Source organism: Schlegelella aquatica (assembly GCF_026013905.1).
Lineage (GTDB): Bacteria > Pseudomonadota > Gammaproteobacteria > Burkholderiales > Burkholderiaceae_C > Caldimonas > Caldimonas aquatica.
In genome coordinates this window covers 2205388-2219110 of record NZ_CP110257.1, presented here as the reverse complement: position 1 = coordinate 2219110, position 13723 = coordinate 2205388, and the positions used below count along the sequence as shown (strand labels likewise).

At 71.6% G+C, this 13723-nt stretch carries 10 protein-coding genes; 5 read left to right on the top strand and 5 right to left on the bottom strand.

Features of this window, described 5'->3' with window-relative positions; translation table 11 throughout:
• The first annotated feature begins 35 nt into the window (after positions 1-35).
• From OMP39_RS10035 to parC, 3 genes are all read left to right on the top strand, one after another.
• Positions 36-2039: a DNA topoisomerase IV subunit B gene (locus tag OMP39_RS10035; protein ID WP_264891587.1), complete on the top strand. Its 2004-nt coding sequence runs from the start codon at positions 36-38 to the stop codon at positions 2037-2039.
• A gap of 102 nt (positions 2040-2141) precedes the next feature.
• Entirely contained in the window at positions 2142-2669 is a 528-nt protein-coding gene (locus OMP39_RS10030) for a GNAT family N-acetyltransferase (protein ID WP_264891586.1), read from the top strand.
• A 22-nt stretch (positions 2670-2691) separates the two neighbouring features.
• Positions 2692-5010, top strand: coding sequence for a DNA topoisomerase IV subunit A (parC, locus tag OMP39_RS10025; RefSeq protein WP_264891585.1), 2319 nt, complete (start codon positions 2692-2694; stop codon positions 5008-5010).
• A gap of 266 nt (positions 5011-5276) precedes the next feature.
• On the opposite strand, the gene OMP39_RS10020 is transcribed toward parC, so the two are convergent.
• Both OMP39_RS10020 and OMP39_RS10015 read right to left on the bottom strand, forming a co-directional pair.
• Positions 5277-5774 carry a disulfide bond formation protein B gene (locus OMP39_RS10020; protein ID WP_264891584.1) on the bottom strand — a complete coding sequence of 166 codons (498 nt, stop codon included), beginning with the start codon at positions 5772-5774 and terminating at the stop codon, positions 5277-5279.
• A 27-nt stretch (positions 5775-5801) separates the two neighbouring features.
• Entirely contained in the window at positions 5802-6257 is a 456-nt protein-coding gene (locus tag OMP39_RS10015) for a RidA family protein (protein WP_264891583.1), read from the bottom strand.
• 308 nt (positions 6258-6565) lie between these two features.
• Between OMP39_RS10015 and OMP39_RS10010 the strand changes: the two genes are divergently transcribed.
• Positions 6566-9010 carry a DNA internalization-related competence protein ComEC/Rec2 gene (locus OMP39_RS10010; protein ID WP_264891582.1) on the top strand — a complete coding sequence of 815 codons (2445 nt, stop codon included), beginning with the start codon at positions 6566-6568 and terminating at the stop codon, positions 9008-9010.
• Between the two features lie 115 nt (positions 9011-9125).
• Entirely contained in the window at positions 9126-9344 is a 219-nt protein-coding gene (locus OMP39_RS10005; RefSeq protein ID WP_264891581.1) for a hypothetical protein, read from the top strand.
• A gap of 40 nt (positions 9345-9384) precedes the next feature.
• On the opposite strand, the gene mltB is transcribed toward OMP39_RS10005, so the two are convergent.
• The 3 genes from mltB to OMP39_RS09990 form a co-directional block, all read right to left on the bottom strand.
• On the bottom strand, positions 9385-10458 hold the full coding sequence (gene mltB / locus OMP39_RS10000) for a lytic murein transglycosylase B (protein ID WP_264891580.1): 1074 nt from the start codon (positions 10456-10458) through the stop codon (positions 9385-9387).
• A gap of 66 nt (positions 10459-10524) precedes the next feature.
• Positions 10525-12738 carry a transglutaminase TgpA family protein gene (locus OMP39_RS09995; protein ID WP_264891579.1) on the bottom strand — a complete coding sequence of 738 codons (2214 nt, stop codon included), beginning with the start codon at positions 12736-12738 and terminating at the stop codon, positions 10525-10527.
• The gene (locus OMP39_RS09990) at positions 12735-13721 is read right to left on the bottom strand and encodes a DUF58 domain-containing protein (RefSeq protein ID WP_264891578.1); all 987 of its coding nucleotides are present in this window, start codon (positions 13719-13721) and stop codon (positions 12735-12737) included. The genes OMP39_RS09995 and OMP39_RS09990 overlap by 4 nt, the downstream gene beginning before the upstream one ends.
• Positions 13722-13723 lie beyond the last annotated feature (2 nt).

Sequence of the window (13723 nt, the reverse complement as noted above, 5' to 3'; positions counted from 1 at the left end):
GGAAGGTCGCCGCGAGGCTCCTAGAATTCGCCGCCATGGCAAGCAAACCGAGCAGTTCGAGAGCCGCAGCGGGCCGGTCCGAGGCCGGCTATGGCGAGGCGTCGATCCGGGTGCTCAAGGGCCTGGAGCCCGTCAAGCAGCGGCCGGGCATGTACACGCGCACCGACAACCCGCTGCACATCGTGCAGGAGGTGATCGACAACGCCGCCGACGAGGCCCTCGCCGGCCACGGCCGGCGCATCGCCGTCACCGTGCATGCCGACGGGTCGGTCAGTGTCGAAGACGATGGGCGGGGCATCCCGATCGGCCTGCACCCCGAGGAGAAGGTGCCGGTGGTGGAGATCGTCTTCACGCGGCTGCACGCCGGCGGCAAGTTCGACAAGGGCTCGGGCGGCGCCTACAGCTTCTCGGGCGGGCTGCACGGCGTCGGGGTGAGCGTGACCAACGCGCTCGCCCGGCGGCTGGAAGTGACCGTCTGGCGTGACGGCCAGGTGGCGAGCCTGGCGTTCTCGGGCGGCGACGTGATCGAGCCGCTCAGCAAGCGCAAGGCCGGCCCCGAGGACCGCAATAGCGGCACCACCGTGCGCGTGTGGCCGGATGCCAAGTACTTCGAGAGCGCGGAGCTGCCCAAGCAGGAACTGGTGCACCTGTTGCGCAGCAAGGCCGTGCTGATGCCGGGCGTCACCGTCACGCTCACCTACGAGAAGAGCGGGGAGACCCAGACCTGGCGCTACCAGGGCGGCTTGCGCGACTACCTGCTGCAGACGCTGCCGGCGGACCCGGTGATCAGCCTCTTCGAGGGCGAGCACTATGCGCGCGAGAGCGAGACCGAGAACTTCGCCGAGGGCGAGGGTGCGGCCTGGTGCGTGGCCTTCACGGAAGAAGGCTCGCCGGTGCGCGAGAGCTACGTGAACCTGATCCCGACGGTGGCCGGCGGCACGCACGAGGCGGGGTTGAAGGACGGACTCTTCGCGGCCGTCAAGAACTTCATCGACCTGCACTCGCTGTTGCCCAAGGGCGTCAAGCTGATGCCGGAGGACGTGTTCTCGCGCGCGAGCTTCGTGCTGTCGGCCAAGGTGCTGGACCCGCAGTTCCAGGGGCAGACCAAGGAGCGCCTCAACAGCCGCGACGCCCTGCGGCTGGTGTCGACCTACGTGAAGCCGGCGATGGAGCTGTGGCTCAACCAGCACGTGGACCAGGGCAAGCGCCTGGCCGAGCTGGTCATCCGCCAGGCGCAGGCGCGCCAGCGCGCCGGGCAGAAGGTCGAGAAGAAGAAGGGCTCGGGCGTGGCGGTGCTGCCCGGCAAGCTGACCGACTGCGAGAGCCGCGACACCTCGCACAACGAGCTGTTCCTCGTCGAGGGCGACTCCGCGGGGGGCAGTGCCAAGATGGGGCGCGACAAGGAGTTCCAGGCGGTGCTGCCGCTGCGCGGCAAGGTGCTCAATGCGTGGGAGGTCGAGCGCGATCGGCTCTTTGCCAACAACGAGATCCACGACATCGCGGTGGCGATCGGCGTGGACCCGCATGGTGTGGGCGACGAGCCGGACCTCTCGGGACTGCGCTACGGCAAGATCTGCATCCTCTCGGACGCCGACGTGGACGGCTCGCACATCCAGGTGCTGCTGCTCACGCTCTTCTTCCGTCACTTTCCGAAGCTCATCGAGCGCGGGCACGTGTACGTCGCCCGGCCGCCGCTGTTTCGCGTCGATGCCCCGGCGCGCGGCAAGAAGCCCGCGGCCAAGCTCTACGCGCTGGACGAGGGGGAGCTCGCGGCCATCCTCGACAAGCTGCGCAAGGAGGGGTGCCGCGAGGGGGCGTGGACGATCAGCCGCTTCAAGGGCCTGGGCGAGATGAGCGCGGAGCAGTTGTGGGAAACCACGCTGAACCCGGACACGCGGCGGCTGCTGCAGGTACGCTATGGCGACCTGGACTTCGCGGCGACCGAGAGCTCCATGAACAAGCTGATGGGCAAGGGCGAGGCCCAGGCCCGGCGTGAACTGATGGAGCTGCACGGCCATGCGGTCGAAGTCGATGTCTGAGGCAGCACGCCCGCGCGAGGCCGCCCCGTCGCGCGGCCGCGCGGCGCCCCAGGGTTCACCACCATGCAAGGCCCGGCGTGACCCGGGCCGAGGAGACGCCGGATGATCGGCAATGCCCGCGTGCGCCTGAGGCCCACGCTGCTGGACGACCTGGACTTCGTCATCTCGGTCGAGAACGACCCGGTCAACCGGCCCTTCATCACGCCGTGGGAGCGCACGCAGCACGAGGCGGCGGTGCGCTTCCCGGACTTCCGGCACTTCATCATCGAGGCGGGCGAGTCGTCGCAGCCGGTCGGGTTCGTGATCCTCGTCGGCTGCCGCAACCCGCACCGTTCGGTGGAGCTCAAGCGCATGGTGGTGCAGGCCAAGGGGCAGGGGCTGGGGCGGGCGTGCCTTCGCCTGCTCAAGAAGGTGGCCTTCCACGACCTCAAGGCCCATCGGTTCTGGCTGGACGTGCGGGTGCCCAACACTCGTGCGAAAGCGTTGTACGAGACCGAGGGCTTCGTCGAGGAAGGGCGGTTGCGCGAGAGCGTGCGCACCGACGGCGGCTACGAGTCGCTGGTCGTGATGTCGATGCTGGAAGACGAATACGACGCCCGCTGCGAGGCGGGCCTGGAGAAGGCGGACTGAAGACCTCCGCCGCAGGGTTGCGATGAGCCAAGAGACGTTCGATCTGTTCGACAACGCCACGGCCGACGGGGGCGAGGCGCTGACGCTGGCGCGTTACGCCGAGCGGGCGTACCTGGAATACGCGCTGTCGGTGGTCAAGGGCCGGGCCCTGCCCGATGTGACCGACGGGCAAAAGCCGGTGCAGCGCCGCATCCTCTATGCGATGCAGCGCATGGGCCTGGGCTACACCGGCGCCGCCGGCGCCAAGCCGGTCAAGAGCGCGCGCGTGGTGGGCGATGTGCTGGGCCGCTTCCATCCGCATGGCGATCAGGCCGCCTACGACGCGCTGGTGCGCATGGCGCAAGACTTTTCGCAGCGCTATCCGCTCATCGACGGGCAGGGCAACTTCGGCTCGCGCGACGGCGACGGCGCGGCGGCGATGCGCTACACGGAAGCGCGCCTTTCGCCCATCGCGCGCCTGCTGCTCGACGAGATCGACGAGGGCACGGTGGACTTCGTGCCCAACTACGACGGCTCGACCGAGGAGCCCCGTCAGTTGCCCGCGCGCCTGCCCTTCGTGCTGCTCAACGGCGCGAGCGGCATCGCGGTGGGCTTGGCCACCGAGGTGCCCTCGCACAACCTGCGCGAGGTGGCGGCCGCCGCCGTCGCGCTGCTCAAGAACGACAGGCTCTGCGACGACGAGCTGATGACCCTGCTGCCGGGCCCGGACTTCCCCGGTGGGGGGCAGATCATCAGCAGTGCCGCCGACATCCGCGAGGCCTATGCCACCGGCCGGGGCAGCCTGAAGGTGCGCGCCCGCTGGAAGATCGAGGACCTCGCACGCGGGCAGTGGCAGCTCGTCGTCACCGAGCTGCCGCCGGGCGTGAGCTGCCAGAAGGTGCTGGAGGAGATCGAGGAGCTCACCAACCCGAAGGTCAAGGCCGGCAAGAAGACGCTCACCTCGGAGCAGCAGCAACTCAAGGCGACGATGCTGGGCCTGCTGGACGTGGCCCGCGACGAATCGAGCAAGGACGCGCCGGTGCGTCTGGTGTTCGAGCCCAAGACCAGCCGCATCGACCAGCAGGAACTGGTGCGCGCGCTCCTGGCCCACACCAGTCTCGAGACCTCGGTGCCGGTCAACCTGACGGTGGTCGGCGGCGACGGGCGGCCGACGCAGAAGCCGCTGCGGCAGATCCTCACCGAATGGACCGCCTTCCGACTGCAGACGGTGCAGCGGCGCACACGGCATCGGCTCGACCGGGTGCTGGACCGCATCCACGTGCTCGAGGGCCGGCAGCTGGTGCTGCTGAACATCGACGAGGTGATCCGCATCATCCGCAATGCCGACGAGCCCAAGCCGGCGCTGATCGCGCGCTTTCGCCTCACCGACCGGCAGGCCGAGGACATCCTCGAGATCCGGCTGCGCCAGCTCGCGCGCCTGGAGGCGATCAAGATCGAACAGGAGCTCGCCTCGCTGCGCGAGGAGCAGACCAGGCTGGAGGACATCCTTGCCAGCCCGGCGAGTCTGCGTCGCACGGTGATCAAGGAGATCGAGGCGGACGCGAAGCAGTTCGGCGACGAACGCCGCACGCTCATCCAGGAGGACAAGCGCGCCGTCGCCGAGGTGAAGGTGATCGACGAGCCGGTCACGGTGGTCGTGAGCCAGAAGGGTTGGGTGCGTGCGCGCCAAGGCCACGGGCACGATCCGATGGCTTTCGCGTTCAAGGCCGGCGACGGGCTGTACGGCACCTTCGAGTGCCGCACGGTGGACACGCTGCTGGTGTTCGGCTCCAACGGCCGCGTCTACAGCGTCCCCGTCGCCTCGCTGCCCGGCGCCCGGGGCGACGGCCAGCCGGTGACGACCATGATCGAGCTGGAGGCCGGCACCCAACTGGCGCATTACTATGCCGCGCCGGCCGACACCACGCTGCTCTTGGCGAACACGGCCGGCTACGGGCTGCTGGCCCGCGTGGGCGACATGTTGTCGCGCCAGAAGGGCGGCAAGAGCTTCCTCACGCTGGACGAGGGCGCGCGCCTCCTGCCACCGGCCGCGGTGGGGGCAGGCACGCAGGTGGCGTGCCTGTCGATGAGCGGGCGGCTGCTCGTTTTCGCGCTCGACGAGCTGAAGCTCCAGTCCAATGGGGGGCGGGGGCTGACGCTGATGGACGTCGACGCCAAGGACCCGCTGGTGTCCGTCGCGGTGTTCGCCACGACCTTGCGCGTGCAGGGCACCGGCCGCGGCGGCAAGCCGAAGGACGAGGAACTGCGCGGCGCCGCCCTCGCCACGTACGTCTCGAAGCGAGCGCGCAAGGGCAAGGCGGCGGACCTGGCGATGAAGCCGCAGCGGGTGGTGGGAGCCTGAGGCCCGGCGCTCGGCCGTCCGGAGCCGGGCCGTGACCCCCGTGGGGGGTGGGGCGCACGCCCCGGGGGCAAAGACATATGCCCGGCGCTCGGCCGCCCGGAGCCGGGCCGTGACCCCCGTGGGGGGTGGGGCGCACGCCCCGGGGGCAAAGACATATGCCCGGCGCTCGGCCGTCCGGAGCCGGGCCGTGACCCCCGTGGGGGGTGGGGCGCACGCCCCGGGGGCAGAGATACATGCCCCGCGCTCGGCCGCCCGGGGGCGGCCTGTCAGTCGGCGTTGCGTCGCAGTACGAGCCAGGCGGCCACCACCGCCATCACGGCGAACAAGGCGCCGCTCCAGGACTCGTACGGCAGCCCGAGCAGCGTGACGGCGGCGTCGGCGCACGAAGCCTCGATGCGGAACAGGAAGGGCACCGCACCTTCCAGCCCCAGGGCCGTGATGATGCGGTCGGCCAGCGTGAGATTGCACGAGAACGCCTTGGCGGCCACGGTGTTCTGGTACACGGCGGCCGCCACGCCGCTGGCGGACAAGAGCCCGGCGATCGCTGCCATCGTGCGTTGCCACACGGCGCCTCGTCCCAGCCAGCCCAGCCCGCACACCAGCGCGATGGCGAGGAAGATCACCCGTTGCAGGATGCACCACGGGCACGGCGCCATGCCGTACGCGTACTGTGAGACGAGCGCCGCGCCCACGGCCGCCAGGCTGACGAGGCTGCCCAGCCCGAGCAGCGCCCTGCGGTTCGTCAGGAGTCGAGAGGAGACCAAGCCGGATTCCTTCTGAGTGGACGGGGCTTACTCGACCTCGGCGATCAGTTCGATCTCCACGCACGCGCCCAGGGGGATCTGCGCGACGCCGAAGGCGCTGCGCGCGTGTGCGCCGCGCTCACCGAAGACCTCGCCCAGCAACTCGGACGCGCCGTTGGTGACCAGGTGCTGCTCGGTGAAGGTGGGCGCGCTGTTCACCAGGCTCATCACCTTGACGATGCGGCGCACCTTGTCGAGATCGCCCACGGCCGCATGGAGGGTGCCGAGCAGGTCCACGGCCACTGCGCGCGCCGCCGCCTTGCCTTCCTCGGTACCGAGGTCCTTGCCGAGTTGACCGACCCAGGGCTTGCCGTCCTTCTTGGCGATGTGGCCGGACAGGAACACCAGGTTGCCGGTGCGCACGAACGGCACGTACGCCGCGGCCGGCGTCGCCACCGGGGGCAGTTCGATGTTCAGCGCTTTCAGACGGTCATAGACGGACATGCAGGAACTCCTCGGAAGAATCGTCGGCTTCGGCGGCCCTCGAGCGTGAGGCGTCGCGGGCAAGGCGCCCCGCCGCAAGCCGTGCCAGCCCGCAATGCTATCGCGCGCGGGCCCGCTGCATCGGCCCGCGCAGCCCGCCCCTCGTGAACGGCTCGGCGCAAACCCCCAAGAGGAGGTATTGCCTGCGCCCGGGGCTCACCCACAATCTCGCGATCCGAACCGCAACGGCAAGCAAAGGCCGCGCCGTGGCGACTCGCCGCTCAGGGGGCGAGACAAGAACCGAGACAAGAACGACCGAGGGAGGGACCGTGAGCCGCATCGTGTTTGCGGCGGCGATGCCGTTGGCGTGGCTGCTCGGCGTCGGCATCCAGTTGACACAGGCAGCGCTGTACCGGCCATCGGCGTACGGACTCGCATGTGCCGGGGGGCTCGTGCTCTGGTGGCTCGCGCGGCGCGGCACTCGATGGCGGCAGTGGCTCGCCCCGGCGGGCCTCGCTTGCCTGGGCTTCGGCATCGCCGGCTGGCATGCGACCGAGCACAGTGCGCAGCGTCTGCCCGCCTGGCTCGAAGGAGCGGACCTCTCGGTGGTCGGCCGCGTGGACGGTCTGGCGCAGCGCGCGCCGGGGGCATGGCGCTTCGTCCTCGAGGTGGAGGAGGCCTCGCATGCGGGCCGTCCGGTGCCAGTCCCCCGGCGCATCCAGCTCACCTGGTACATGGGCGGCTTCGCGGCGGACCGCGCCAGTGTGTCCGCGCGGCCCCGGCAGGCGCCGCCGCTGGAGCCCGGGCAGCGGTGGCGCTTCACGGTGCGCCTGAAGCAACCGCACGGGGCGAGCAACCCGCACGGCTTCGACGCCGAGCTGTGGTGGTTCCAGCAGGGCATCGGCGCGATCGGGCATGTGCGCGCGAAGAAGGGCGAGTTCGAGCCCCGGCTGTTGGACGCCGACGCCGCGACGCCCGTGGACCGATGGCGGCAACGGGTGCGCGAAGCGATCCTCGCCGACGTGCCCCACGAGCGCTCCGCGGGGGTGATCGCGGCGCTGGTGCTGGGGGACCAGTCCGCGATCCACCAGGACGACTGGGAGGTCTTCCGCATCACTGGCGTTGCGCATCTCGTCGCCATCAGCGGGCTGCATCTGACCATGTTCGCGTGGGTCGCCTCTGCCGCAGCTTCGGCGCTGTGGCGGCGGTGCGGGGCGGCCCCGCTCGCGTGCCCTGCCCCGGTGGTGGGGCGGTGGGCGGGTGTCGGCTGCTCAGCGGCTTACGCGGTCTTCGCCGGCTGGGGGGTGCCGGCCCAGCGCACCGTCTGGATGCTGCTGACCGTGGCCTTGCTCCAGCAGTCGGGTCGGCGATGGCCGTGGCCGCTCGTGCTCCTCGCCGCGGCTTGCGTGGTCACGCTGTTCGATCCCTGGGCTTTGCTCCAGCCCGGTTTCTGGCTGTCCTTCGGTGCGGTGGGGTTGCTGCTGGCGGCCGAGAGCGACACCCGGGCAGACGGCGCCGCACGGCGGCCGGCGGTCCTGGGCGGCGGCGCCCGGGTCGAAGGCGCCCTTCGCTGGGCGGTGGGCCATCTGCGGAGCTTCCTGCGCACGCAGGCGGTCGCGACGATCGGCCTGGCCCCGCTGGGGCTCCTCTTTTTCCATCAGATCTCGCTCGTCGGCTTCGTGGCCAACCTGGTGGCGGTGCCGCTCATCACGCTGCTCGTCACGCCGCTGGCGCTGCTCGGCTGCCTGGTGCCCGGCGGATGGTGGGCCGCCTCGGCCCTGCTGCAAGGGCTCGGTACCTGGCTCACGGGCCTTGCCGGCTTCGAGCATGCCCGCTGGTTCGCGGCCGCAGCGCCGGCGTGGGCGGTGGGCCTGGGCTTGGCCGCAGGCGCCCTGGCCGTGATGCGCGTGCCGCGCTCGGCCAAGCTGCTCGCCGTGCCCCTGGCGTTGCCGATGTTGCTGCCGCCGCAGCCTCGGCCGGCTGCGGGCGAGTTCGAGCTCTGGGCGTTGGACGTGGGCCAGGGCACCGCGGTGGTGGTGCGTACCGCGCGCCACACCTTGCTGTATGACACCGGGCCGGCGTACTCCGGGGAGAGCGATGCGGGCGAGCGCGTGGTCGTGCCGGTGTTGCGGGCTTGGGGCGAGCGGCGGCTGGATCGGGTGGTGGTCTCCCACCGCGACATCGACCATGCCGGGGGCGCCTCCTCGGTGCTCGCGGCCTATCCGAGCGCGGAAGTGTGGAGTTCGCTCGAGGACGAGCACCCGTTGCTCGATGCGGTGCGCCACCATCGCCGGTGCGAGGACGGGTCGGCCTGGGAGTGGGACGGTGTTCGGTTCGAGGTGCTGCACCCCGGGCCCGCACAGCGGGCGCCGCCCCTCAAGCCGAACCAGGTCTCGTGCGTGGTGAGGATCCGCGGTGCCCGCCACAGCGCCTTGCTGGCGGGCGACATCGAGCGCCACGAAGAGGCGCGGCTCGTCGCGCTGCACGGGGCGAGGCTGCGCGCCGACTGGCTGCTCGCTCCGCATCACGGCAGCAAGACGTCCAGCACGGCGGACTTCCTGGCGGCGGTGCAGCCCCGGGTGGCCGTGTTCCAGGCGGGTTACCGCAACCGCTTCGGCCATCCCGCGGCGGAGGTGCTGGGCCGCTACCGCGAGCGGGGTGTCGAGGTGGTCACCTCGCCGGTCTGCGGCGCCTACCGCTGGTCCTCCGGGCAGGGGCAGTGCGAACGCGAGCGGCGGCCCCGCTATTGGCACCACCGCCCGGCAGGGCCCTGAAGCCCGAGCTCGTGTGGAATCTCACAGGGAGGAGGGATCGACACCTTCATTTGCGGGGTGACGCCGGCCGGACGGCGGGGCACAGTGAAGCCTCAAGCTGTATCGAGGTGTACCCATGTTCAAGTTCGGCAAGACCCGCGTTCGCACTGTCACCCGCGACGCCGCTCCTTCGACCTTGGACAGTGCGGCTCTCTACGGTCCGATTCCCAGGGACGCGGCGACCCGCTCTCCCAACGGCTGGCTGGACTCCTCACAGGACCTGCGGGAGGGCTTGGAAGTGGTCGAGCTGGAGGCGGCGGAATGGCCGTTCGAGCCGCAGCCGGCCCGGCGCTGAGTCCGTCTGCCGGGGCGCCGGAGGCCGCTGCTGACCCGCCTCACCGTGTGGCGGCCGCCACGGCGGCCACGGCCCGTCCGAGTTCGATCACGGCCATGGCGTAGTAGCTCGACCAGTTGTAGCGGGTGATCACATAGAAGTTCTCGGTCCCGGCGACGTAGCTCGGGGCGGCCTCGCCGTTCTGCAGCTCGACCAACGCCAGCTTCCCCGGGTGCCGCTGTGCCTCCTCCGGCAAGGCGGCACCGAGCTCGAGGAACTCCTGCGGCGAAAAGCTGGGCAGGATGTCCGGCCCGAGCAGGACGGCGAGCTGGGCCCTGTCGGCGGGCACCGACACCTCGTAGTGCGTGGGCTGGCCGCGCTGCCATCCAAACTCGGCCAGGTAGTGGGCCACGCTGCCGATCACGTCGGCGGCACTGCGGTGCAGGTCGGCATGGCCGTCGCCGTCGAAGTCCACCGCGAAGCGGTTCCAGCTGCTGGGCATGAACTGGGGCATGCCCATCGCCCCGGCATACGAGCCGCGCACCTCGGCCGGGTCGAGCCCTTCGCTGCGGCACATCACCAGGAACTGCGCGAGCTCGTCGCGGAAGAAGGCGGTGCGGTCCTTGCGCCCGGGGGGGAAGTCGAACGACAGCGTGGCCAGCGCATCGAGCACGCGGAAGTTGCCCATGTGCTGGCCGTAGAGCGTCTCGACGCCGACGATGCCGACGACGATCTCCGGTGGCACGCCGTACATCTCCTGCGCCTGCTTCAGCCATCGCTCGTGCGTGCGCCAGAACTCGACGCCGGCGCGAATGCGCCGCGGCTCGATGAACCGGCTGCGGTAGGCGGCCCAGTTCTTCGGCGTTCCCGCGGGAGGGGGCATGATGAGCCGGGCCACGGCGGGCACGTAGCGGGCGCGCGCGAGCACTTCACGCGTCCAGGCGGCGTCGAGCTGGTGGCGGGCTGCGATCTCCTCCGCGTAAGCCTGGACGTCAGCCCGGCTGCCGTAAGTGACGAGGTCCGGGGCCTGGTCGGACACCGTGCGGCTGCGAGGGCCAGCGCAGACGGCAGGAGGCAGGAGCCCCAGCGAGAGCGCCAGGAGCAGCGAGAGGGTGGGTAGGACGGGGCGGAGCATCAGGGGGCGAGGAAACGGGAATGTGACCGTGGGATTCGAGGTGATGGGGCGGGGCCCGGGGCCGCGTCAACGCGACCGCCTCGGCACACCGGGCCGGTCGTCCACTGTAGCGGGGGCAGGGCCTGGCGATGCACCGCCGCGGACGGGCCGCGTCAAGGGCGGCAGCTGGGCAAGGGCCTGGAGCAGGCGTTCCTCCGCAGGCCCTGCCAGTGTAGAAGCGGACCGGAACGCCCGGGCCCAGCGCGACAGGAGTGAGGCGGCGGTCTTCTTGCTCCCGAGCCGGGCTGACGAGGGGGCGTAGCGCTGCGCCTCGAGCTCGATCAGGGCCTGCGCGAGCGGTCGGGCGGCCTCGCCCCAGTGCTCGAGCGCCAGGACCGCCAGTGTGCGGGGAGGCGTGTGCGGGGGCGTCTGGAGGCCGTGCCGGCCGAGCCGCCGGCGCACCCGCTGGTAACGCCGCACCCAAGGGTCTTGCCGCTGGCGGTCCCACCACGCCCAGGCCGCGGCGGCCGTGCTGGCCGCCACGAGCAGCCCGATCAGAAGCAGGGCCAGATCGCGCCAGTCCGGCGCCCGAAAGCCGATCCGACGCAAGAGGTCGAGCTGCCGGCCGCGCGAGTAGTTGAGCACCCACTGGTTCCAGGCGTTGTTGAGGGCCTCCCATCGGTGGCGCAGATCCAGCCAGAACTGCGCATTCACCGCTTGCAGTGCCGATTGCACGAGCCCGGGGGCCGGGCGCAGTGCGACGGCGTGTTCGATGCGCTCGGGCGCGACGGCGGCGGTCGGATCGGCACGCACCCAGCCGCGGCCCGGCTGCCAGTACTCGGCCCATGCGTGTGCGTGGCTGTGCCGCACCAGGTAGTAGCCGTCCAGCGGGTTGCGCTCGGCGCCCTGGTAGCCGGTGACGATGCGCGCAGGCACGTCCAGCGCGCGCATCACCACGACGAAGGCCGCCGCGAAGTGCTCGCAGAAGCCGGCCTTGCGGTCCAGCCAGAACTCGTCGATGGCATGGCGGCCCTCGGCGTCTCCGTAGAGCCCGGGCGACAGGGTGTAGCTGAATCCGCCCCTGCGGATGTGCGCGAGCACCGCCCGGGCCAGGGTGTCCGCGTCCGCCCGGGCATAGCGCGGGTCGCGGCGCAAGGCGGCCGCCCAGGCCAGCGTGCGCGGGTTATAGCCGGGCGGAAGCTGCAGGTAGTCCTGCAGGCCCAGCACCGGCTCGCGCGGCCCGTGGCGAAAGCGCAGGTAGGCGACCGCCTCCACGCGGTGCCGCTCCATCAGCGGCCGCGGCAGCACCCATTGCAGGTCGGCTCGTCGCCGGGGCTGCAACTCGTCGAAGGCGGGCAGCTGCGGCGTCGCCTCCAGCGTGGGGATGACGGCGACCTTGGTCGGCTCGAGGGTCAGCTCGTAGGCCCACCCCGGGCCCTCCACCTGGAGCGCGGCCGGCACCCGCTGGGCCGGCTCCCAGGCGCTTTCGCGCAGGGGGCGCCACTCGCGGCCGTCGAAGGCGGCGAGCACCGGCCCGCGGAAGTACAGCGCCTCGGGCGGGGGCGCCGCCCCGAGGAAGCGCACCCGCATGGCCACCCCGTCGTCCAACGCCAGCTCGGCCACCGAGCCCATGCGCATCGAGTTGCCGAGACCGGTGCGCCCCGAGGTCGCATCCTCCGGCAGCCCCCACAGCGGGCCGAACCGCGGGAACAGCACGAAGAGCGCGAACATCACCGGTGCCCCGAAGAGGCACATGCGCAGCGCCAGGCGGGCGGCGGCCGCCAGCGACGGGTGGCCCACCGGCATGTGCGCCAGGACGACCGCAGTCAGCAGGGCCCACACGGCCACCAGCATCGAGGCGGCCAGCAGCAGCGACTGCGAGTACAGGAAGTGCGTGAGCACGAGGAAGAAGCCGAGGAAGAACACCACGAAGGCGTCCCGGCGGGCCCGCAGTTCCATCGTCTTGAGCGACATCAGCACCACGACGAGCGTGACACCCGCGTCCTTGCCCACCAAGGTGCCGTGCGACAGGTACGTGGCCCCCAGAGCGCCGACGAGCACGAGCGTCGTGAGCCACCGAGGCGGCATCGGCCGGTGGCCGAGCGCCAGCGTCGCGCGCACCAGCAGCATCACGAGCGCAAGCGCGACGCACCACGCTGGCAGGTGCAGCGCGTGAGGCGCGATCACCCACCCGATGACGCCGAGCAGGAAGAGCGTGTCGCGCGTCTCCCGCGGCAGGTGGCGCCAGCCGGGCCAACGCAGCTGGGCGATAGGCGACGTCGGGCCGGTCATCCGCTTCATCCCCATTCCGCCAGGGCCGTCAGGCAGCGCCGCTTGTGCGCCTCGCCGTGGTCGGGCCCGAGTTCGAGGCCCGGCAGGCGCAGTCCGTAGAGGACGCCCCTCGCCTCGGCGGCGAGCACCCAGGCGGCCAGACGCGAGAGCCGCGTTTCCACGTCGGCCACCCCGGCGGCCGCGTAGTCCAGCCACACTTGCCGTGCCAGGGGCAGCGCCATCTCGCGGCTCACGAGCTCGTCGTTCTTGGCCGCCTTCTTCCACAGCACCGTCTTGAGCGGATCGCCCCGGCGGTAGGCCCGCACGCCCTCCGTGTCGCCGCCTTCGGCCGTGCGGCGGGGCCCTTGGTCCTGCGCCGGGCCGGCGCCGGCGGGCAGGGGCGGGGCCGGCTCCTCGGGCTTGGGGTACGCGAGGGCGCGGGCGGCGGGTCGCCAGACCGACCAGACCCGGAAGACGCCGAGCGGGAATCGCGTCTCGACGACGAGCACGGGCAGCGGGTGCCAGCCGCGGCGCGGAAGGCGCACGGCCAGACGCGCCTGCCCCTGCGCCTGGGCGCCCACGTCCGTCCAAACCCAGCCCGACTCGCCCTCGTGCGGCCGCAGGCCGATGCCGAAGCGCGGGCGGCTCGACGGGCTGGTCAGGGTCACGTCCAGGTGAGCCGCCTCGCCGGCAAACACCGGGGCCGGAGGCTTGAGGCGCAGTTGCAGGCCGCGCAGGTTGGCGTGCGTGAGGTGCATCGCCGCGATGCCGGCACCGGCGAGCAGGAAGGTGAGCAGGTAGCCCAGACTGAGCTGGTAGTTGATGGAGGCGAGCAGCAGCACGACGAGCGTGCCCGCGTACGCGAGGCCGGCGCCGGTCGGCAGGATGTAGACGTTGCGCTGCGTCAGGGTGAGGGCGTCGTCGGCCGGCAGGCGCGCGAGCCACCAGTGGCGCACGCGCGCTCTCCAGCCCGCGGGCCGGGGGTCGAGGGCCGGCAAAGGGGAGGCCGCCATGC

Excerpts from the sequence above, each read along its gene's own strand:
- parC (WP_264891585.1), top strand. The coding sequence starts at position 2,692 with ATGAGCCAAGAGACGTTCGATCTGTTCGACAACGCCACGGCCGACGGG.
- OMP39_RS10030 (WP_264891586.1), top strand. The coding sequence starts at position 2,142 with ATGATCGGCAATGCCCGCGTGCGCCTGAGGCCCACGCTGCTGGACGAC.
- OMP39_RS09995 (WP_264891579.1), bottom strand. The coding sequence starts at position 12,738 with ATGAAGCGGATGACCGGCCCGACGTCGCCTATCGCCCAGCTGCGTTGG.
- OMP39_RS10005 (WP_264891581.1), top strand. The coding sequence starts at position 9,126 with ATGTTCAAGTTCGGCAAGACCCGCGTTCGCACTGTCACCCGCGACGCC.
- OMP39_RS10035 (WP_264891587.1), top strand. The coding sequence starts at position 36 with ATGGCAAGCAAACCGAGCAGTTCGAGAGCCGCAGCGGGCCGGTCCGAG.
- mltB (WP_264891580.1), bottom strand. The coding sequence starts at position 10,458 with ATGCTCCGCCCCGTCCTACCCACCCTCTCGCTGCTCCTGGCGCTCTCG.
- OMP39_RS09990 (WP_264891578.1), bottom strand. The coding sequence starts at position 13,721 with ATGGCGGCCTCCCCTTTGCCGGCCCTCGACCCCCGGCCCGCGGGCTGG.
- OMP39_RS10015 (WP_264891583.1), bottom strand. The coding sequence starts at position 6,257 with ATGTCCGTCTATGACCGTCTGAAAGCGCTGAACATCGAACTGCCCCCG.